This window comes from Curtobacterium uvaldense, from assembly GCF_028307415.1.
GTDB lineage: Bacteria > Actinomycetota > Actinomycetes > Actinomycetales > Microbacteriaceae > Curtobacterium.
On sequence record NZ_JAQMHU010000019.1, the window covers coordinates 1 to 18,712 of the forward strand.

At 72.6% G+C, this 18,712-nt stretch carries 17 protein-coding genes; 6 read left to right on the plus strand and 11 right to left on the minus strand.

The genetic code is table 11. The annotated features are described in order from the left end of the window. Positions 1-174: 174 nt before the first annotated feature. Together PIJ49_RS11655 and PIJ49_RS11660 are read right to left on the minus strand one after the other, a co-directional pair. Entirely contained in the window at positions 175-1,506 is a 1,332-nt protein-coding gene (locus PIJ49_RS11655; protein WP_235426368.1) for an NAD(P)/FAD-dependent oxidoreductase, read from the minus strand. A gap of 101 nt (positions 1,507-1,607) precedes the next feature. Next, positions 1,608-2,156 (minus strand): dihydrofolate reductase family protein, encoded by a 549-nt coding sequence (locus PIJ49_RS11660; RefSeq protein WP_209685528.1) that lies wholly within the window; start codon positions 2,154-2,156, stop codon positions 1,608-1,610. A 93-nt stretch (positions 2,157-2,249) separates the two neighbouring features. On the opposite strand from PIJ49_RS11660, the gene PIJ49_RS11665 reads away from it, so the two are divergent. Both PIJ49_RS11665 and PIJ49_RS11670 read left to right on the plus strand, forming a co-directional pair. After that, positions 2,250-3,068 (plus strand): alpha/beta fold hydrolase, encoded by an 819-nt coding sequence (locus PIJ49_RS11665; protein ID WP_271826659.1) that lies wholly within the window; start codon positions 2,250-2,252, stop codon positions 3,066-3,068. Continuing rightward, a complete protein-coding gene (locus PIJ49_RS11670) occupies positions 3,065-3,808 on the plus strand; it encodes an esterase/lipase family protein (RefSeq protein ID WP_251154452.1) in 744 nt (247 codons plus the stop codon). Before PIJ49_RS11665 ends, PIJ49_RS11670 begins: the two co-directional genes overlap by 4 nt. 130 nt (positions 3,809-3,938) lie before the next feature. On the opposite strand, the gene PIJ49_RS11675 is transcribed toward PIJ49_RS11670, so the two are convergent. The 5 genes from PIJ49_RS11675 to PIJ49_RS11695 form a co-directional block, all read right to left on the minus strand. After that, positions 3,939-4,328 carry a VOC family protein gene (locus tag PIJ49_RS11675; RefSeq protein ID WP_235426366.1) on the minus strand — a complete coding sequence of 130 codons (390 nt, stop codon included), beginning with the start codon at positions 4,326-4,328 and terminating at the stop codon, positions 3,939-3,941. 84 nt (positions 4,329-4,412) lie between these two features. Next, the gene (locus PIJ49_RS11680) at positions 4,413-5,420 is read right to left on the minus strand and encodes a LacI family DNA-binding transcriptional regulator (RefSeq protein ID WP_066655952.1); all 1,008 of its coding nucleotides are present in this window, start codon (positions 5,418-5,420) and stop codon (positions 4,413-4,415) included. Positions 5,421-5,600: 180 nt separating this feature from the next. After that, the gene (locus PIJ49_RS11685) at positions 5,601-7,121 is read right to left on the minus strand and encodes a tripartite tricarboxylate transporter permease (RefSeq protein WP_209685533.1); all 1,521 of its coding nucleotides are present in this window, start codon (positions 7,119-7,121) and stop codon (positions 5,601-5,603) included. 1 nt (position 7,122) lies between these two features. Continuing rightward, a complete protein-coding gene (locus PIJ49_RS11690; RefSeq protein WP_271826660.1) occupies positions 7,123-7,758 on the minus strand; it encodes a tripartite tricarboxylate transporter TctB family protein in 636 nt (211 codons plus the stop codon). Next, positions 7,755-8,711: a tripartite tricarboxylate transporter substrate binding protein gene (locus PIJ49_RS11695; protein ID WP_271826661.1), complete on the minus strand. Its 957-nt coding sequence runs from the start codon at positions 8,709-8,711 to the stop codon at positions 7,755-7,757. Before PIJ49_RS11695 ends, PIJ49_RS11690 begins: the two co-directional genes overlap by 4 nt. Positions 8,712-8,960: 249 nt before the next feature. On the opposite strand from PIJ49_RS11695, the gene PIJ49_RS11700 reads away from it, so the two are divergent. Beyond that, positions 8,961-10,238, plus strand: a complete 1,278-nt coding sequence (locus tag PIJ49_RS11700) for an ATP-binding protein (protein ID WP_271826662.1) — start codon at positions 8,961-8,963, stop codon at positions 10,236-10,238. Beyond that, positions 10,235-10,960 carry a response regulator gene (locus PIJ49_RS11705; protein WP_235426364.1) on the plus strand — a complete coding sequence of 242 codons (726 nt, stop codon included), beginning with the start codon at positions 10,235-10,237 and terminating at the stop codon, positions 10,958-10,960. Before PIJ49_RS11700 ends, PIJ49_RS11705 begins: the two co-directional genes overlap by 4 nt. 196 nt (positions 10,961-11,156) lie before the next feature. On the opposite strand, the gene PIJ49_RS11710 is transcribed toward PIJ49_RS11705, so the two are convergent. The 3 genes from PIJ49_RS11710 to PIJ49_RS11720 all read right to left on the minus strand — a co-directional run bounded on the left by PIJ49_RS11710 (position 11,157) and on the right by PIJ49_RS11720 (position 13,452). Next, positions 11,157-12,029 carry a PASTA domain-containing protein gene (locus PIJ49_RS11710; protein WP_066655942.1) on the minus strand — a complete coding sequence of 291 codons (873 nt, stop codon included), beginning with the start codon at positions 12,027-12,029 and terminating at the stop codon, positions 11,157-11,159. A 222-nt stretch (positions 12,030-12,251) separates the two neighbouring features. Next, positions 12,252-12,725, minus strand: coding sequence for a nucleoside deaminase (locus tag PIJ49_RS11715; RefSeq protein ID WP_066658599.1), 474 nt, complete (start codon positions 12,723-12,725; stop codon positions 12,252-12,254). Positions 12,726-12,801: 76 nt separating this feature from the next. Further along, positions 12,802-13,452 carry a CatA-like O-acetyltransferase gene (locus tag PIJ49_RS11720; protein WP_209685540.1) on the minus strand — a complete coding sequence of 217 codons (651 nt, stop codon included), beginning with the start codon at positions 13,450-13,452 and terminating at the stop codon, positions 12,802-12,804. Between the two features lie 61 nt (positions 13,453-13,513). On the opposite strand from PIJ49_RS11720, the gene PIJ49_RS11725 reads away from it, so the two are divergent. Both PIJ49_RS11725 and PIJ49_RS11730 read left to right on the plus strand, forming a co-directional pair. Continuing rightward, positions 13,514-14,185, plus strand: coding sequence for a DUF2461 domain-containing protein (locus PIJ49_RS11725; protein WP_066655937.1), 672 nt, complete (start codon positions 13,514-13,516; stop codon positions 14,183-14,185). 43 nt (positions 14,186-14,228) lie between these two features. Beyond that, entirely contained in the window at positions 14,229-14,822 is a 594-nt protein-coding gene (locus tag PIJ49_RS11730; protein WP_251160406.1) for a YbaK/EbsC family protein, read from the plus strand. A gap of 6 nt (positions 14,823-14,828) precedes the next feature. Here the strand turns inward: PIJ49_RS11730 and hrpA are convergent, their stop codons facing one another. Continuing rightward, on the minus strand, positions 14,829-18,698 hold the full coding sequence (hrpA, locus tag PIJ49_RS11735) for an ATP-dependent RNA helicase HrpA (RefSeq protein WP_251160405.1): 3,870 nt from the start codon (positions 18,696-18,698) through the stop codon (positions 14,829-14,831). Positions 18,699-18,712 lie beyond the last annotated feature (14 nt).

Consider the following 18,712-nt stretch of genomic DNA (forward strand, 5'->3'; position numbering starts at 1 on the left):
ACTCCGTGTCGCGCCCGCCGGGCGGCGAGGCCCGCCCGGGCCCCCCGCCCGCGACCCCCGGGGGGCGAGAGGCGCCAGGGCGGACTTTAGGGCCACCAACCCCCCGATAATGTGCCGCATTGGCCTTGACTCGGCCGGCCCGGCGCCGGGCCGCCGGCCGGCCCGGCCGGCCGGCTACTCGGCCTTCTGCATCTGCCAGGGCTCGGGCTCGCGGTCGCCGTTCGGGCGCACCGGCCGGACGTCCCCGACGATCGGGATCGAGCGCTTCCGCATGAACCACAGGTAGCGGACGAAGAAGTGGGAGAGCGTCGACAGCCGGTTGCCGTTGCCGAGCAGCGAGGCGATGTGCACCGCGACCCACGCCAGCCACGCCACGGGGCCGACCATCGTGATGCCGCCGCGCAGCTGCGCCACCGCGGCGTTCGTCCCGATGGTCGCCATCGTGCCCTTGTCGAAGTACTTGAAGTGCTCGGTCGGCTTCCCGTCGAGCAGACGCACCACCTGGCGCGCGACGTGCTTGCCGCCCTGCAGTGCGGGCTGGGCGAGCTGCGCGAGCGCGTCGTCCTGCGCCGCGATGTCGCCGGCCGAGAAGATCCGCTCCACGCCCTTCACGCTCAGGTCGTCGTTCACCTGGATGCGACCGCCGTGGGTCTGCGGCAGGCCCCAGCCGGAGACCTCCTTGTGCGCCGCGACCCCGGTGGCCCAGATGACCTGCGACGCGGGGATGAACTCGCCCGAGGCGGTGACGACCCCGTCCTCCTTGACCTCGGCGACGCCCGTGTCCAGGCGGAGCACGACCCCTCGCTTCCGGAGGACCTTGGCCGCGTACCGACGGAGGCGCGGGGCGAACGGCTTGAGCAGCTCGCCGCTGCGGTGCACCAGCGTGATGGAGATGTTGCCGCGCTCGATCTCCGGGTAGGCGCCGACGAGCGCCTGGTCGCGGAGTTCCGCCAGGGCGCCGGCCATCTCCACGCCGGTCGCGCCGCCGCCGACGATCACCACGCGGATCTCGTCGGGACCCTGCTGGGCCGCGGCCTGCTCGAGGCGGGTGAACAGCTCGTCGCGGATGCGGAGTGCCTGCGAGCGGGAGTACATCGAGTAGGCGTACTCGTACGCACCGGGGGTGCCGAAGTAGCTCGTGTTGACGCCGTTCGCCAGGATCAGCCAGTCGTAGTGCAGGTGCTCGCCGTCCGACATCTCGGCGATGCGGTGCTCGGTGTCGATGCCGGTGAGCAGTCCGTGCCGGAAGTCGGCGTTCGACTGCTTCGCCCGCAGGCTCCGCAGGAAGTACGTCACGTCGCCCGCGTTCAGGCCGCCGGTGGCGACCTGGTACATGAGCGGCTGGAACATGTTGTAGACGTGGCGGTCGACGAGCGTCACCCGGACGTCCGCGTCGGCGAGTTCACGCATGGCCGCGATCCCCGCGAAGCCACCCCCGACGATGACGACGTGCGGGCGGGTGTCCTCGGACATGGTGTTCTCCAGGGTGGTGCGGTCGACGGCCACCCAGAAGGGTACGCCGGTCTCGGCACCCGTCCGTCCACCTGCCCGTCCGGCTGCCGATGGAGCGGTCCCGCGGTCCGGCCTGGAGGCACGCCCCGCCGCCGTCAGGCGTCGAACGGCGCGTAGGTGCTCAGCACGTTCCCCTTGCTGGTCACCACGCTCTGCACCAGGCGCAGGCGGGTGGGCGGGTCCGTCGGTTCGAAGAGCCGCCGCCCGGCTCCGGCGATCGCCGGGTGCACCATGAGCTGCAGCTCGTCGAGGAGTCCGGCGAACAGCAGGTGGCGCACCAGCGTGACGCTGCCGGTGACCGCGACGTCGCCGCCCTCGCCGGCCTTGAGGTCGCGGACGAAGTCGTCGACGTCGCCCTGGATCCGGTGCGCGTTCTGCCACGTCAGGTCGTCACCGAGGGTGGTCGACGCGACGTGCTTCTCGATCGGGTTGATCCACCGGCCGAACGGGTCGTCCTCGTGCCGGGGCCACCACTCGGACCACTCCAGGTAGCTCTGCTTGCCGAGCAACACCGTCTCGGTCCGCTCCATCCACGCCGTCATGGCGGTCCCGAGCTCGGCGTCGAACGAGTCGTACTGGAACTCGTACGGGTCCTGCACCACACCGTCGACCGATGCGAACAGCCCCGAGGTCACCTTGCGCATGCTGCGGAGCATAGGGCCGCGGCGACCCCGCGTCGAGAGGTGCGTGCCGATCAGGCTGACCCCGCGCCGGGGAGCGCCGGGTAGGTTCGCACCGTGCGCGCACGGGTGGAGTCCTTCGAGGTCGGTGGGCTGTCCGTGCGGCTCCGGACCCTCGCGCCGGCCGGGCGGCTGCACGACACGCTCGCGCCGACGGTCGTCCTCGTGCACGGCATCGGCATGTCGCACCGCTCCTTCGACCGGACGCAGCGCCACCTCGCCCGCACCCACCGCACGATCGCGGTCGACCTGCCGGGTTTCGGCGGGCTCCCCCCGGCAGGCCGCCCGCTCGACCTGCAGGAGCTCGGCGACCTGGTGGTCGAAGCCGTCCGGTCGCGGGGCGTCGGGGACCTCGTGCTCGTCGGCCAGTCGATGGGCACCCAGGTCGTCGTCGAGGCAGCCCGTCGGCACGCCGAGACGGTGACCGCGGTCGTCCTGGTCGGGCCCGTCGTGGACCCGGCGCGGCGGACGCTGCTGCAGCAGGCGACGGACCTCGGACGCGACTGCCTCGTCGAGGACCCGCGGATGAACCTCGTCGTGCTCACCGACTACCTGCGGAGCCTGCGGCAGTACGTCCGGCAGCTCCGACCGATGCTCCGTTACCGGCTCGAGGACACCGTCCCGGAGCTCCCGCAGCCGGTGCTCGTCGTGCGCGGCGACCGCGACCCGATCGGGCGACGGGACTGGGCTGCTGCGCTCGCGGTCGCAGCGCGTCGGGGTGTCCTGGTCGAGCTCCCCGGCGGTCACCACGTGCAGGACCGGCAGCCCGTCGCGTTCGCGCGGCTGGTCGACGAGTTCCGGCGGGTGCAGACCGTCGAGGACCTCGCGGCCGGTGGCCCGTCGACCGGTGACACCACGACGGGGCCGGCACGGTGACGGACCGGACCACCCCGGGGACGGGAGCGGCGTCGGGGACGGCGGCCGTGCCTCCCGGCCGTGTGCCGCTGCTGCGTCGTGCCTGGTGGGCCGCCCTCGACTGGTGGTACGCCGCGCGGTGGCAGCTGCGGAGCACCGGACCGACGACCGCCGAGGACTACCGGACCGGTGACGGCCAGCCGGTCGTCGTCGTGCCCGGCGTCTACGAGACCTGGCACTTCATGCGCCCGCTGATGGACGCCCTGCACGACGCCGGACACCCGGTGCACGTGCTGCCCGTCCTGCGGCACAACCTGCGTCCCGTGCCGGAGTCGGCGCGCGAGGTCCTGGCGTACCTCGACGAGCACGACCTCCGTGGGGTGCTGGTCGTCGCGCACAGCAAGGGCGGTCTGATCGGCAAGTACGCGATGACCCTGCCCGAGGGGGAGCGCATCGACCGGATGGTGGCGGTGTCGACGCCGTTCGGCGGGTCCGTGTACGCCCGGCTGGCGCCCGTGCCGCACCTGCGGGCCTTCCGTGCGGCGGACCCGGTGCTCGCAGCGCTCGGACGCGACCTCGCCGTGAACGCCCGGATCACGTCCGTCTACGGGGTCTTCGACACGCTCATCCCGGGAGGCAGCGAGCTCGCCGGGGCCACGAACGTGCGCGTGCCCGTCGGCGGGCACTTCCGGATCCTCGGCGCGCAGCAGACCCGCGAGGTCGTGCTCGACGCGGCCGCGGGCCCGGGCTCAGCGGGCTGAGCCGCGAGAGGCCGTGCGGCGGCCGTGCGCGAGACTCGCGCTGACGGACACTTTCGTCCCCGGGGCCCGCGAGTCTCGTCCGCCTGGCCGAGTCTCGGGGCCGTGCTGTGCCGCGCCGCTGCCGCCGCGGTCAGGCGCCGGGCAGGAACAGGCAGAAGGGGTGCCCGTCGGGGTCGAGGAGCACCCGCACGTCGTCCTGGGGCTGGAAGTCCGCCTCGGTCGCACCGAGCTCGAGCGCGCGGGCGGTCGCGGCGTGGAGGTCCTCCACCTGCAGGTCGAGGTGCAGCTGCATGCCCTGCGTCCCCGTGACCGGGGGCCAGGTCGGTGCCTCGTAGGCGTCGTCGTACTGCACCGAGAGCCCGACCCCGCCGTCGGCCGGGCGCACCCGCAGCCAGGTCGGACCGTCCTCGTGCACGGTCCACCCGGTCAGCGCACCCCAGAACCGCGCGAGGCGCACCGGGTCGGGGGACTGCAGGACGGTCGCGGTCAGCACGGGCATCGCGGGGTCGTCGGCACTCATGCGGCGCACGGTACCCGGGCCTGTCGACAGGACGGTCCAGCACCGCGACGGCCGCGCGACGGGCGCGCGACGGCTGCCGGCTGGTCAGCGGGCGGCGACGCTCGCGCGCTCGACGATCCGGTGCGGCACGACGACGGTCTCCGGAGCGGCCGTCGGGTCGGCGATGCGTCGGGTGAGCAGGTCGAGCGCCGCCGTGGCGAAGGCCCGCCGGTCGAACGACACCGTCGTCAGCGCCGGGATCGCGAAGGCTGCGGCGTCGACGTCGTCGAACCCCACGACGCTGACCTGCTCCGGCACGTGGACACCCCGTGCCGCCAGGACGTGCAGCACGCCGAAGGCGATCGAGTCCGTGTACGCGAACACCGCGTCCGGCAGCGGGTGCGCGTCCAGCCAGGTCGCGAACCCCGCCGCCGCCGCACTCGTCGACCACGTCGGCAGCGGCACGCGCAGGGCGGGGTCGACCTCGAGGCCGACCGCGCCGAGCGCATCCGCGTGACCCTGGTCGCGCAGCTCGCTCGTGGCGGTGGCGTCCGTCGGACGGGCGGCTCCGACGACCGCGATCCGACGGTGCCCGCGGTCGAGCAGGTGGGTCGTGACCTCGCGTGCGGCGCGGCGGCTGTCCACGTGCACCTGGTCGACGTGCTCCGGTTCGACCTCGCCGATGACGACGGTCGGCGGGAGCCCCTCGGTCTCGGCCAGGACGCTCGCGCTGAGCGATACCGGGTTGAGCACGAGGCCGTCCACCAGGTGGGCCCGGGCCCGGGAGACGAGGTCCCGTTCACGTCCGGGGTCGTGTCCGGTCTGGTCGAGCTGCACCGTCCAGCCGCGCTCGCGGGCGAGTTCGACGAACCACTGGGCGAGTTCGGCCGAGTAGGCGCTGCCGAGCTCGGGCAGCGTCAGGGCGATCGCGCCGGAGCGTCCGTTGCGCAGGCCGCGCGCGGACAGGTTCGGCACGTAGCCGAGCTCGGCGACCGCGCGCTCGACCCGCTCCCGTGTCGCCGGCCGCACGGGCACGCCGCCGTTCACCACGTTGGAGACGGTCTTCGGGGAGACCCCGGCGAGGGCCGCCACGTCCCGCACGGTCGCGCGCATCGGGACGAGCGTAGCGCGCCGCCCGGCGGACGGGAGGCGCGGTGCGGTGCCGCCACGTGCCTCCCGTCCGTCGCGGTGACGGACGGGAGGTGCGGTGCAGGACTGCCCCGTGCCTCCCGTCCGACACGGGGCGGGTCCGACCCGGACCGCGCGCCGCGGGCCGGCGCCGCTCGGTCGTGGCTACGCGTCGACCAGCTCGCGCCGCGCCGCTCGGCGTGCGCGGACGCGGCCGGTCACCGTGACCGCGACCACGACCGCCAGCACCGCGTAGAGCACGATCGGGATGGGGCCGGCCACCAGCACCGAGAAGTCCCCGTCGGCGCTCAGCGCCGCGTCCCGCAGGCTCGTCTCGGCGAGCGGACCGAGCACCATCCCGATGATGAGCGGTGCGAGCGGGATGTCGAGGGCCCGCATGAGGAACCCGACGAGGCCGATGCCGAGCAGCATGAGCAGGTCGAAGACCGAACCGCTCGTCGCGTAGATGCCGAGCCCGCAGAAGACGGCGATGCCCGCGTAGAGGTACGCGCGCGGGATCCGGAGCAGCTTCGCCCACAGCATCGCGAACGGGAGGTTGATGACGAGCAGCACCACCATCGCGATGAAGAACGACGCCAGCAGCGCCCAGACCAGGTCGGGGGACCGGTCGAAGAGCAGCGGACCCGGCTGCAGGCCGTACTGGCGGAACGCGGCGAGCATGATCGCGGCGGTCGCCGACACCGGCAGGCCGAGGGACAGCAGCGCACCCATCGCCATGCCGGTCGTGGAGTTGCCGGCTGCCTCGGGTGCCGCCAGGCCGCGGATCGCACCCGTGCCGAACTGCGGGTCCTTCCGGCGGGCGTCGAGACGCTTCTCGAGCCCGAACGCCAGGAAGGTCGGGATCTCCGACCCGCCGGCGGGCACGACGCCGAAGGGCAGCCCGATCGCGGTGCCCCGCAGCCAGGCGGGCGCCGCCTCGCGCAGTTCCCGCTTCGAGAGCCACGGGCGTCCGGTCGCCTGCACCATCCGGCCGTCCTTCAGGTGTCGGGCCAGGCACGCGACGTAGATGACCTCGCCGAGCGCGAGGACCGCGACCGTCACCGTGACGAGCGAGATGCCGTCGAAGAGCTCGGGCACGCCCATCGTGAAGCGCGGTGCACCCGAGATGCCGTCGACGCCGATCACCGCGATGCCGAGACCGAGGCACAGCGAGCCGAGGCCCTTCAGCGCGTCGTCGGTGACGACCGACGACGTCGTGACGAACGCGAACAGTGCGAGGGCGAAGAACTCCGCCGGTCCGAAGCTCGACGAGAACGACGCGAGTGCCGGTGCGAGGAACACGACCAGGACCGAGGCGATCATGCCGCCGACGAACGCGCCGATCGCGGCCGTCGCGAGCGCCTGGGCCGCTCGTCCGTTCAGCGCCATCTTGTGGCCCTCGAACGTCGAGGCGATGGCCGAGGCCTGGCCCGGCGTGTTCATCAGGATGCCCATGGTGGAGTCACCGAAGAGCCCGCCGAAGTAGACGCCGGCGAACATGATGAACGCCGCGGTCGGGTCGAGCGAGAACGTCACGGGCAGCAGCAGCGCCACCGCCATCGACGAGCCGAGGCCGGGGAGGACGCCGACCGCGGTGCCGAGGAGGCACCCGACGACGACCCAGAGCAGGTTGGCGGGGGTCAGGGCGCCGGCGAAGCCGTCACCGAGGAGACCGAGCACGTCCACGTCAGAACTCCCATCCGACGATGCCCGAGGGCAGCGACAGGTCGAGCAGCATGTCGAAGGCGATGTAGCTGATCGCGCTCACCGTCAGACCGACGACGAGCGGACGCAGCCACCCCGGGGCGCCGAGCCCCTTCGCGACACCGAGGAAGAGCAGTCCGGCACCGACGATCCACCCGAGCACGCCGAGCAGCAGGGCGAAGGCGGCGAAGGACAGGACCACCCAGGCCAGGGAGCGCCAGTCGACGCGGACCGAGCGCTGCTCGACCGAGGTGCCGGTCGTGTCGGTGTCGGCGGCGGTGTGCGCGTCGGCGCGGACGGCGGTGTCGGTGCGGGCCTCCGACGGTGTGCCGTCGGACCCGACCCGTCGGCCGCGCGCAGCCCGGACGACCAGCAGGGCGGCCAGCAGCAGGAGTGCGGCGGCGACGATGCCGGGGAACACCGCGGGCCCGGGGAACGCGGTTCCGTCGGGGACCTCCATCGTGACGATGCCGACGACGAGGTAGACCGCGAAGGCGGTGAAGAGCGCCGGGGTGGTCAGCTCCTTCGCCACCGCGGCGACGCGGCCGGGGTCGGCCCGCAGCGTGAGCCGCTGTCCGACGACCGCGGAGGACGACGTGGGGTTGCTCGGACGGGTCATCGGCCCAGCTCCTCGTACAGCCCGGTGATGCGCTCGCGCTCCTCGTCGATGAACGCGTCGAGCTCGTCACCCGTGATGATCCGCTCGGTCCAGTGGTACCGCTCCACGGCGTCCGCCCACTCGGGGGTGTCGAGCGTGTCCAGCACGATGTCGGTCAGCTGCGCCCGCTGCTCGTCGTCGAGTCCGCCCGGTGCAGCGATCTCGCGCCAGTTCGTCAGCGTGACGTCGTGCCCCTGCTCGACCGCGGTGGGGATGTCGATGCCCTCGACCGGCTCCGCCGCGACGAGCGCGAGTGCGCGCAGACGACCGGACTCGATCTGGTCGATGTTGTCCGGGTACCCGCCCGAGGCCGCCGCCGCCGTGCCGTTGAGGAGCGCCTGGATGGCCTCGCCACCGCCGTCCGACGGGATGTAGTTCGTGTCCTTCGGGTCGATCCCGGCCGAGACGGCGAGGTCGGTGACGACGAGCTGGTCGAACGAGCCGCCGCCCGTCCACGGCACCGAGCCGGGGCGCTCGCGCCAGGCGCTGACGAGGTCGTCGAGCGTCTCGTACGGCGAGTCGGCGGGGACGACGATGACGTCGTACTCCTCGACGGTGACCGCGAGCGGCGTGATGTCGTCGTGGGTGACCGCGGAACCGAACTGGATCTCGGCCGCGAGGAGCCCCGTCCCGCCGACGAGCAGCGTGTCCGTCTGTCCGGCGAGCCGAGCGACGTTCCCGAGCGCGATGGTGCCACCGGCGCCCGGCATGTTGACCACCTGGACGGAGTTGACGATGCCGTTCGCGCGCTGCGCCTGCTGCATGGACCGTGCGACGCCGTCCCAACCGCCGCCGGCCGCCGCCGGTGCCACGAGGGTCACCGACCGGGTCGGGTCGCCTCCGGCCGCTGCCGACGTCACCGAGCCGAAGGCCGCGACAGCGATGGACACCGCGGCGACGGCTGTCCCGACCACGCGTGCGACGGGGCGACGGGCACGCGGCGGACCCGGCGTCCCCGTCGTCGGCTGCTCCGGCACTGGTTGCTCCGCGGGCACTGGTTGCTCCGGCTGCACTGGTTGCTCTGGCATTGCTGGCTCCCTCCTGCGCACGTCGTCGTGCCGCAGGTCGAGAAGTACGATGGCAGCCGCCGACCGGGCGAGCACCCGGCGGCGGAGATGTGCTCATTGACGCTCACGGCGTCGCGGCCGAAGGGGGACGCCACGGTGACCAGGGCTCGTCTCGGGCGGTTGCGGCGGACCGCGGTGCTCGCGCTGCCGAGCGTCATCGTGCTCGCGGCGACGGGTGTCACGACCGGGGTCGCGGCCGTGGTGCAGGAGCGCGCCATCCGCACGTCCGTGGTCGACCAGGTGTCCGGCGTCGCGTCGAGCCTGGCCGACCTGCCCGAGGTGCGGGACGCGGTGGCGTCGGTCGCCGACCGGGGCGCACCCGGCGCGCTCGCCGACGCCGACGACCTCACCTCCGCCACCGCGGCACTGCAACCGATCGCGACGCTCGTCGAGGGTGCCGCCGGCGTCTCGTACGTCGTGGTCACCGACGACGACGGCGTGCGGATCACCCACCCGGACCCGGCGGAACGCGGTGAGCCCGTCGAGACGACGATCGCGCCCGTGCTCCGCGGTGCGGAGTTCGTCGGCACCGAGACCGGCCCGACCGGGACGACCCTGCGTGCGAAGGTGCCCGTCGTCGGCGAGGAGGGCGAGGTCGTCGGCGTCGTGGCGGTCGGCGTGCTCGAGTCCACCATCGCGGCGGACCGGGAACGGGCCCTCGGCACCCTGCTCCCGTGGAGCACCGGCGCGCTGGTCGCGGCGACGCTCGCGAGCGTGCTCCTGTCACTCGTGATCGCCCGACGGCTCCGCCGAGCCGACGCGGTCGACGCGGAGAGCCGGCAGGTCCGGTGGACGACCGAGGCGCTGCGCGAGCAGGCACACGAGTTCGGCACCCGTCTGCACGTGGTGCGCGGACTGGTCGAACAGGGGGACGACGAGGACGCGATGGCCTACATCGACGCCGTGGCACCCGGGCTGACCAGCGGCGGCGGTGCCGGGTCGCCGCGCCGCGGTGCGGTGGCGACGGCGTCGGTCGCGGCGGTGCGCTCGGAGCTCGCCGTGGCCGGGACCACGCTCGACCTGCGGATCGCCGACGACGTCGTGCTCGACGACGCGGTGCTGCTCGTCCTCGCCAACCTGTGCCGGAACGCCGCCGAGGCCGGGGCGGCCACCGTCAGCTGCACCATCGGCTCGCATGACGGGCGTGTGACGGTGACGGTCGAGGACGACGGACCGGGCATCGACCCGGCCGACGCGCACCGCGTGCTGACCCGCGGGTGGTCGTCGAAGACCGACGAGAGCGGCCTCGGGCGCGGCATCGGCCTGGCACTCGTCCGACGCACCGCCACCGACCGCGGCGGATCCGTGGTCGTCGGACGGTCGGCTGCGCTCGGCGGTGCCCGGCTCGACGTCGAGATGGCGGCGGGGTCGTGACGGCGGCGCTCCGCGTGCTCGTGGTCGACGACGACGCCGGCGCTCGCGCACTCCACACCCGGTGGGTGGCCGCGACCGAGGGGTTCGCCGTCGTCGGGGCGGTCGCGTCCGGCGGCGCCGCGCTGGCATCCGTGGAGCGCGGGGTCGACCTCGTGCTGCTCGACATGCGCCTGCCCGACATCAGCGGCATCGAGGTCCTGCACCGCATGCACGTCGCCGGCGTCGACGACACCGACGTGCTGGTCGTCAGCTCGTCCCGCGACCAGGTCACCGTCCGGCAGGCGCTCGCCGCGCACCCGGTCGGGTACCTGCTGAAGCCGTTCGACCGCGAGGCCCTGCAGGACCGGCTCCGCGCCTACGCGGCCGAACGTCGGTCCCGCGAGGACGCGCAGCGCGACGTCCCGATGGGGCAGGGCGACGTCGACCGGCTGCTCGCCACCGGATCGGTGCGCGTGGTCGGACCCGACCGCACGGCGACGCGAGCGCCCGAGGACGCCCTCCCGAAGGGCGTCAGCGCCACCACGCTCGGTCGGGTCGTGACGGCGCTCGACCCCGTGGTCGCCCGCTCGGTCGACGAGGTCGCGGCAGCGACGGGCACCTCGCGGGCCACCGCCCGCCGGTACCTCGACCACCTCGTCGCGACCGGCGCCATCGACCTGGCGCACCGGTACGGCCGTCGAGGCCGCCCGCAGGTGCTCTACCGGCTGACGCCGGCTCCCTGAAGGCCCGGCCACGGCAGCCGGGTCGCGATCCGCACCGGACGGGAGGCCCGTGGCGGCGTCGCCACGGGCCTCCCGTCCGTCACCGGGTCACGCGCGTCGCGTGGTGCCGCCCCGCCGTACGGACGCATCCGTGGCGGGCGGGCGTCCGGTCAGGACGGGTGGCGGGCGGTCCACTCGCGGAATGAGGCGGCGCAGCTCAGTTCGTCTTTGCGAACACGCTGCCGTCACCGAAGGAAACGATTCCGCCGTGGAAGGTGTTCGGGACCTGGAAGACGACCTCTCCGCTCGCGCTCTGGCCGGCACCGAGTGTGACGCTCGGCATCGACTTCGCGCCGGTGATGAACTCGGAGTCGTAAACGGAGCCGTCCGTGCCAGCAAGCGCGAGGTCGTAGGCGACAGATCCCGCTTCGACTCCCGCGGTCGTGGCCGTGACGTGCACGATCAGGAGCACGTACTTCATCCCGGCGTCCGGCTGCTCGAACTGGTTGGACGACGTGAAGTTGTCGTTGTAGCCGTCGACCCACTGCGTGTAGTCGGCGGACGACCCGTCGAGGCGGTTCGTGCTCGTCATCTCGAACTTGGTTCCGGCCGGAGCGGGGTTGGCGGCGCTCGAACCGTCATCGGCTGCCGGCGTCAAGAGGACGGTGGTACCCGGCTTTACGCTCGCTCCGGCGTCGGGTGCCTGTGAAGCGACCGTGTCGGCAGCTTCGCCGCCCCCACCGACGTTGAAACCAGCGGCCTTGAGCAGGTCGGTTGCCTCGTCGAAGGTCTTCCCGACGACGTCAGGCACCTCCACTGGCGCAACTTCCGCGACCTCGGCGGCCTCGGTCGCGGAGGTCAACGAAGCCGCCGTCTCGCTGGCAGCACCGAGCGACGCCACCCCGTAGATGGTCCCGAAGAGGAGGGAGACGACAACAGCAGCACCGCCCAGGATGACGCCAGCCAACGACTTCTGCAGGCGGTGACGCAGTGTGACGAGGCCGAAGACCAGGGCCAGGACCCCGAGGATGAACCCGAAGTGGAGCAGAACCGGGATGAAGGCGATGGCGAGGCCGATGATCCCGAGCACCAGGGACGCGGTTGCGAGCGGGACGGTCCGATTTCTCGGGTCTCCGGATTGCGGTGCGAAGGGCGGTTGCGGCGTACCCGGGGCGTACGGTGCGGACATTGGAGACTCCTGAATGAGTGATGGTCAGGATGACCGTAGCCGCTGCACTCCTGGTTCGGTAGTTCGCTCGGTCGCCAGGAACCGTCGGCGCGGTTCCCGGCTCGGAGACAGACGTCACCTCGGTCAGGACGGGTGGCGGGCGGTCCACTCGCGGAACGGGGCCGTCGGGTCGTCGACCCGGCCCTGCTCGCTCGGCAGGGCGCGCTCCGTGACGGGCTTCGCGTACTCGTCGTAGAAGGTGGCGAGCGTCATCAGGCGGTTGCCGTCCTCGTAGTGCTCGCCCTCCTGCTCCCGCGTCGCGGCGAAGACCACGCGGTCCGGCTGGGCGTAGTACAGCGCGCCGAGGCACATCGGGCACGGGTACGCGGTGACGAACACCTCGTGGCCGGTGAGGTCGGTGATGCCCTGCTCGGCGGCGGCGCGGATCGCGCGGATCTCGGCGTGCGCGGTCGGGTCGCCGGTCTGGGCGACGTGGTTGACGGCTTCGACCACGACCTCGCCGTCGCGGACGATCAGGCAGGCGAAGGGCTTGCCACCGTCGTGGACGTTGTCGAGGGCGCGAGAGACCGCGAGGGCGGTGAGTTCGTCGTCGTGCATGCCGGCCACGGTGCTCCCGGTCGGTGCTCGTCGGGTGTGCGTCCGGGGGACGGGGACGATCGGATCGCGGTGCTGGTCAGCCGAGCCAGGACGGGTCGGCGAAGAGCTCCTCGACCTCGGTGACGAAGCGCGAGGCGTGGAAGCCGTCCACCGCCGCGTGGTTGATCCGGAGCGCCATCGGCATGCGGGTGCGTCCGTCCACCTGCCGGTAGCGCCCGAGCGTGATCACGGGCGCCAGGTGGTCCTCGGCGCCCGTCAGGTGCAGCGCGAAGCCGGTGAACGACGTGCGGGGGAGCGTCGAGACGTCGAAGAGGTCGGTGCGACCGGTGCCCTGCGGGAACATGCGGTGGTCGTCGCGGTACCGCTCGGTCGTGGCGACCACGGCGTCGTGGAACGCCCGTGCGTCGGGGTCGTACTCGGTGACGAGCACCGAGAAGGTCTCGGTGTCGGGGTGGAAGACGGTGAAGGTCGGGTGCACCACGTCCCACACCGCGGGCCGGCCCTCCTCGGTGAGCTGCATCCGGAACTCGTCGTGCCGGTTCACGACCGTCGCGAGCACCCAGATCTGGGACGGGTACGTCTTCGCGCCGGCGGCCCGGGCGGCGTCGACGAAGGCGGTGACGTCGACCTCCACGGTCATCTCCCACGCACAGGGCTCCCGCCGGTAGTGCGCGAAGTGCTCGGCGCGGGGCCACTGGTCGAGGTCGATCGGTCGGAGTCGGTCCACCCGGCCAGTCTCGTCCCCCGGACTCCCGACGCGCGTGCACCGGACGGCGGTTCAGTGGTGCATGCCCTCGACCCCGTTCTCACCAGCGCTCGCGACGTTCTTCCGCGGGCTCGCCGCGCACAACGAGAAGTCGTGGTTCGAGGAGCACCGCGACGACTGGGAACGGCACGTGCAGGAGCCGATGGAGGCGCTCCTGCACGAGGCCGAGCGCCGCTACGGTGCCGGACGGGTGCTCCGGCAGCACCGCGACCTGCGCTTCACGCCGGACGAGCGGCCCTACCGCGAGGACACCGGTCTCACCGCGGGCGGCACGTACCTCAGTGCCGGAGCGGACGGGTTGCAGGTCGGCGGTGGACTCTACGAACCGTCCCGCGCACAGCTGCGGGCAGCGCGCACCACCATCGACGAGCACCCGCAGGCCGCGGCCGCGCTGCAGCGTGAGCTCGACGAACTGACCGATGCCGGGTACGAGCTGGCCGGACCGCCGCTGAAGACCGCCCCGCGCGGGTACGACGTGGACCACCCGCGGATCGACCTGCTCCGGATGCAGCACTACGCGGCGCTCGTGCACCTGCCGCTGGAGAGCTCCCTCGACGACATCACCGCGGCGTGGGACCGCGTGCAGCCGCTGGTCCGGTGGACGGTGAAGTGGGCACGGGCGGACGACCCGGAGGCTTCGGACGACCCGGCGCCGCCCGTGCCGGGAGCCCGGTCGATCGACGAGCGCGCCTGACCGCCTGATCGCCCGTCCGTCGGCTGCTCCCTAGGCTCGGGGCATGCCGACGCTCGATCGTTCCCCTGCCCTCGTCGCCACCGGGTTCCTCGCGATCCCCGTCGCCCAGGCGCTCGTCGCACTGCCGAGCGACCTGCTGTCGACGATCCAGGCGGCGCCGATCGACCCGGCCCTCGCCGACACCGCAGCGTTCTCCGAGGCGTACGGCTACCCGCTGGAGGGCGGCGCGAACTGCATCGTCGTCGTGGGGAAGCGCGGCGACGAGGTCCGCCACGCGGCGTGCGTGGTGCTCGCGTCGACGAAGCTCGACGTGAACCGGGTCGTGAAGAAGCTGCTGGACGTCCGCAAGGCGAGCTTCGCGCCGATGGACCAGGCGGTCGAGCTGACCGGCATGGAGTACGGCGGGATCACCCCGATCGGGCTGCCAGCGGACTGGCCGGTGTACGTCGACGCCCGCGTGCTCGGTGCTCCGGAGGTCGTCGTGGGCGCCGGGCTCCGCGGGGCGAAGGTGTTCCTGCCCGGGCGGACCCTGGCGGCGCTGCCGAACGTCACCGTGGTCGAGGGGCTGGCCGTCGAGGACCAGGCCACCGACGCCCCCGACACCCCGGACGCCTCCGACGCCACCGACGTCGGCTGAGCCCCGTCAGCGGGCGGCGGCCAGGGTCTTCGTGATCCGCTGCAGCGAGACCGTCTCGGCGGTGCCGAGCTCCTGGGCGAACAGGCTCAGGCGGAACTCCTCGAGCATCCACCGTGCGTGCACGAGCTCGGCGTGGGCCCCGACCGACGGCGGGAACACGCCACCGGCGTCGGTGTAGCGGTCGGTGGCGACCGTGACCTCACGCATCCACGTGGCGTCACGTCCGGGGTTCTGCAGGAGCTTCTGCACGCGGGCCTCGACACCCCGCAGGTACACCCGGATCCGCCGGAGCCGGTCGAGCCCGGCGACGGCGACGAAGCCCGGGAAGACCAGGCGCTCCACCTGCTGGCGCATGTCGGTCAGCGCCGGCAGGAGCGCCATCGAGTTCGCCTGCTTCATCGCCTTGTCGGCCGCCCGCTGCGCGGTGAGCACGGCGGCGACCTCGGACACGGCGGTGAACATCGTGTCGACGACGGTGGAGGACACGGCATCGCGGACCGCCTCGAAGTCGGCCTTCGTGAAGACCAGACCGTCGGGGTGGGTGCGTCGGATGCCCGCGTCCACGACGGCGGCCAGCACGTCGTCGAACAGCGCTGCGGTCGACGCGTACGGGCTCGCGGCCAGCGCGAGCTTCTCCTGCGCCGTGAGGTGCGACTGCACGTACGACACCGGCGAGGGCACGGCGTGCATGACGAGCCGACGGACGCCGGCGGGCATGTTCACAGCGCGGTCACCGGGGGTCGCCAGGAGGCGGACACCGACCGTCGCCTTCGGACCGTCGCCCTCCTCGACCAGCGACGGGTAGGCACGGATCACGCCACCGGCCTGCTTCGTGTCGAGGACCTGCGGCAGGTCGTCGGACGGCCAGGCGGTGAGGCCGGAGCGTTCCACCTGCGTGCCGGAGGAGGCCCCGGCGACGCGCGCCGCGCCTCCCGGCCGGGCCGCTGCCCTCGCCGTCGCGGAGGCGACGCTCTGCTGCGTCCGATCCTTCAGCTTCGTCTGGAGGGCCGCGAGGTCCTTCCCGGACTCGACCCGACGGCCGCGCTCGTCGACGACCGCCCAGGTGGGCAGCAGGTGCGCCGGCACCCGGGACAGGTCGAAGTCGGCCTCGGTCACCGGCACGTACGTCATCCGCTGGATCGCCGCAGCGAGGGTCGCGCGGAAGGACTCCGTCGGCTCGGTCGGAGCGTCGTCGGGCAGTTCGGCGACGATCTTCTCGGCCCAGTCGGCAGCGGGGACGACGTTCTTCCGGATCTGCTTCGGCAGCGACTTGATGAGTGCGGTGACGAGTTCCTTCCGCAGGCCACGGACCTGCCAGTCGAAGCCCTCCTCGCGCATGCGGGGGAGCAGCGCGAGCGGCACCTGCACGCTGACGCCGTCGTCCTGCGCGCCCGGCTCGAAGCGGTACTTGATCGCCAGGCGCTGGTCACCGGAACGCCACTGCGTCGGGTACTCCTGCTCGTCCTGGGCGGCCTCGGCGGCGTCCTCGTCGAGCAGGTCCTGCCGCCGCATCGTGAGCAGGTCCGGCTGCTCGCGACGGGTCGTCCGCCACCACCCCTCGAAGTCGCGCGTGGTGGCGACGTCCGCAGGGATCCGTGCGTCGTAGAAGTCGTACACACGCTCGTCGTCGAACAGGATGTCGCGACGGCGGGTGCGCTCCTCGAGCTGCTCGAGCTCGCGGCGGAGCTTCCGGTTCGCCCGGTCGAAGGCCTGCTGCGCGTCCCACTCGCCCTCGACCAGGGCGTGGCGGATGAACAGCTCGCGCGAGTGCTCGGGGTCGACGCGCCCGTACTGCACGCGGCGACGCTGCACGATCGGGACACCGAACAGCGTCACGCGCTCGTACGCGACGACCGCACCCTGCTTCTTCTCCCAGTGCGGCTCGCCGTAGGTGCGCTTGAGCAGGTCACCGGCGAGCGGCTCGACCCACGCGGGGTCGATCCGGCCGACGGTCCGGGCGAACAGCCGACTCGTCTCGACGAGCTCGGCGGCCATCACGGCGTCGGGCTGCTTCTTCGCCAGGACGCTGCCCGGGAACACCACGAACCGGACGTTGCGCGCGCCGAGGTAGTCGCGCTTCTCCTTGTCCCGCAGCCCGATTTGGCTGAGGAGCCCGGCGAGCAGCGAACGGTGCACGGCGTCGCCGTCCTCGGAGCGCGACTGTCCCACCCGCACGTCGACCTGCTTCGCGGCGCGGGACAGCTGCCGGTACAGGTCCTGCCACTCGCGGATGCGCAAGTAGTTCAGGAACTCGGCCTTGCACAGGCGGCGGAACGCGCTCGACGACAGCTCCTCCTGCTTGTCCTCGATGTGGTTCCAGAGGTTGAGCAGGGTGAGGAAGTCGCTCGTCGGATCGGCGAACCGGGCGTGCAGCTGGTCGGCGTGGGCACGCTTCTCGAGCGGTCGTTCACGTGGGTCCTGGATGCTCAGGGCGCTGACGATCGCGATGACCTCGCGCCCGACGCCCTGGCGACCGGCCTCGAGCACCATCCGGCCGAGCCGCGGGTCGATCGGCAACCGGGTGAGCTGTCGGCCCGACCTGGTGATCCGGCCGTCGCGGTCGACCGCGCGGAGCTCCCGCAGCAGGTCGAGGCCGTCCTTGACGCCCCGGGAGTCCGGCGGCTGCAGGAACGGGAAGCGTTCGATGTCGCCGAAGCCGAGGGAGATCATCTGCAGGATGACCGCCGCGAGGTTCGTGCGGAGAATCTCGGGGTCGGTGAACTCCGGACGGCGCGTGAAGTCGTCCTCGGAGTAGAGCCGGACCGCGATGCCCGCGCTGGTGCGACCCGCGCGTCCGGAACGCTGGTTCGCGCTCGCCTGGCTGATCGCCTCGATCGGCAGCCGCTGCACCTTCGCCCGCGGGGAGTACCGGGAGATGCGGGCGGTGCCGGTGTCGATCACGTACTTGATGCCCGGCACCGTCAGGGAGGTCTCCGCCACGTTCGTGGCGAGGACGATGCGGCGACGGACACCCGGGGTGGTCCGGCGCTCGAACACGCGGTGCTGGTCGGCGGCGGAGAGTCGGCCGTAGAGCGGCAGGACCTCGGTGCCCGGGTACCGCTTGCCCTCGATCGCCTCCTGCGCGTCGCGGATCTCGTTCTCGCCCGACAGGAACACGAGGACGTCGCCCGGGTCCTCGCGCGCGAGTTCGTCGAGCGCGTCGGTGATGCCCTGGAGCACGTCGCGGTCGTCCGCGCTCCCACCGCGGCCACCGCTGTCGTCGGTCCGCGGGTCGGTGTCGTCGCCCTCGTCCGCACCGGTGTCACCGTCCGCCGCGTCGTCGGCGACGAGCGGCCGGTAGCGGACCTCGACCGGGTACGTCCGGCCGGACACCTCGATGATCGGAGCGCCGCCGAAGTGCTGCGAGAACGATTCTGGGTCGATCGTCGCACTCGTGATGATGACCTTGAGGTCGGGGCGCCGGGGGAGCAGCCGCTTCAGGTACCCGAGCAGGAAGTCGATCGTCAGCGAGCGCTCGTGGGCCTCGTCGATGATGATCGTGTCGTAGCGCTCCAGGTCACGGTCGAAGTGGATCTCGTTGAGGAGGATCCCGTCGGTCATGAGCTTGATCCGGGTGTTCCCGCTCACCTTGTCGGTGAACCGCACCTGGTAGCCGACCAGGTCGCCCAGCTCGCTGCCGAGCTCCTCGGACACGCGCTCGGCGATGGTGCGGGCGGCGATCCGGCGGGGCTGGGTGTGCCCGATCGACTCGCGGCCGAGCTCCAGGCAGATCTTCGGCAGCTGCGTCGTCTTGCCCGAGCCCGTGGCGCCGGCGACGATGACGACCTGGTGGTCACGGATCGCGGCGGCGATGTCGTCCCGCCGCTGCGACACCGGCAGTTCGGGCGGGTACGTGATGACGGGCGTTGCAGACATGAGCATTCCAGGAT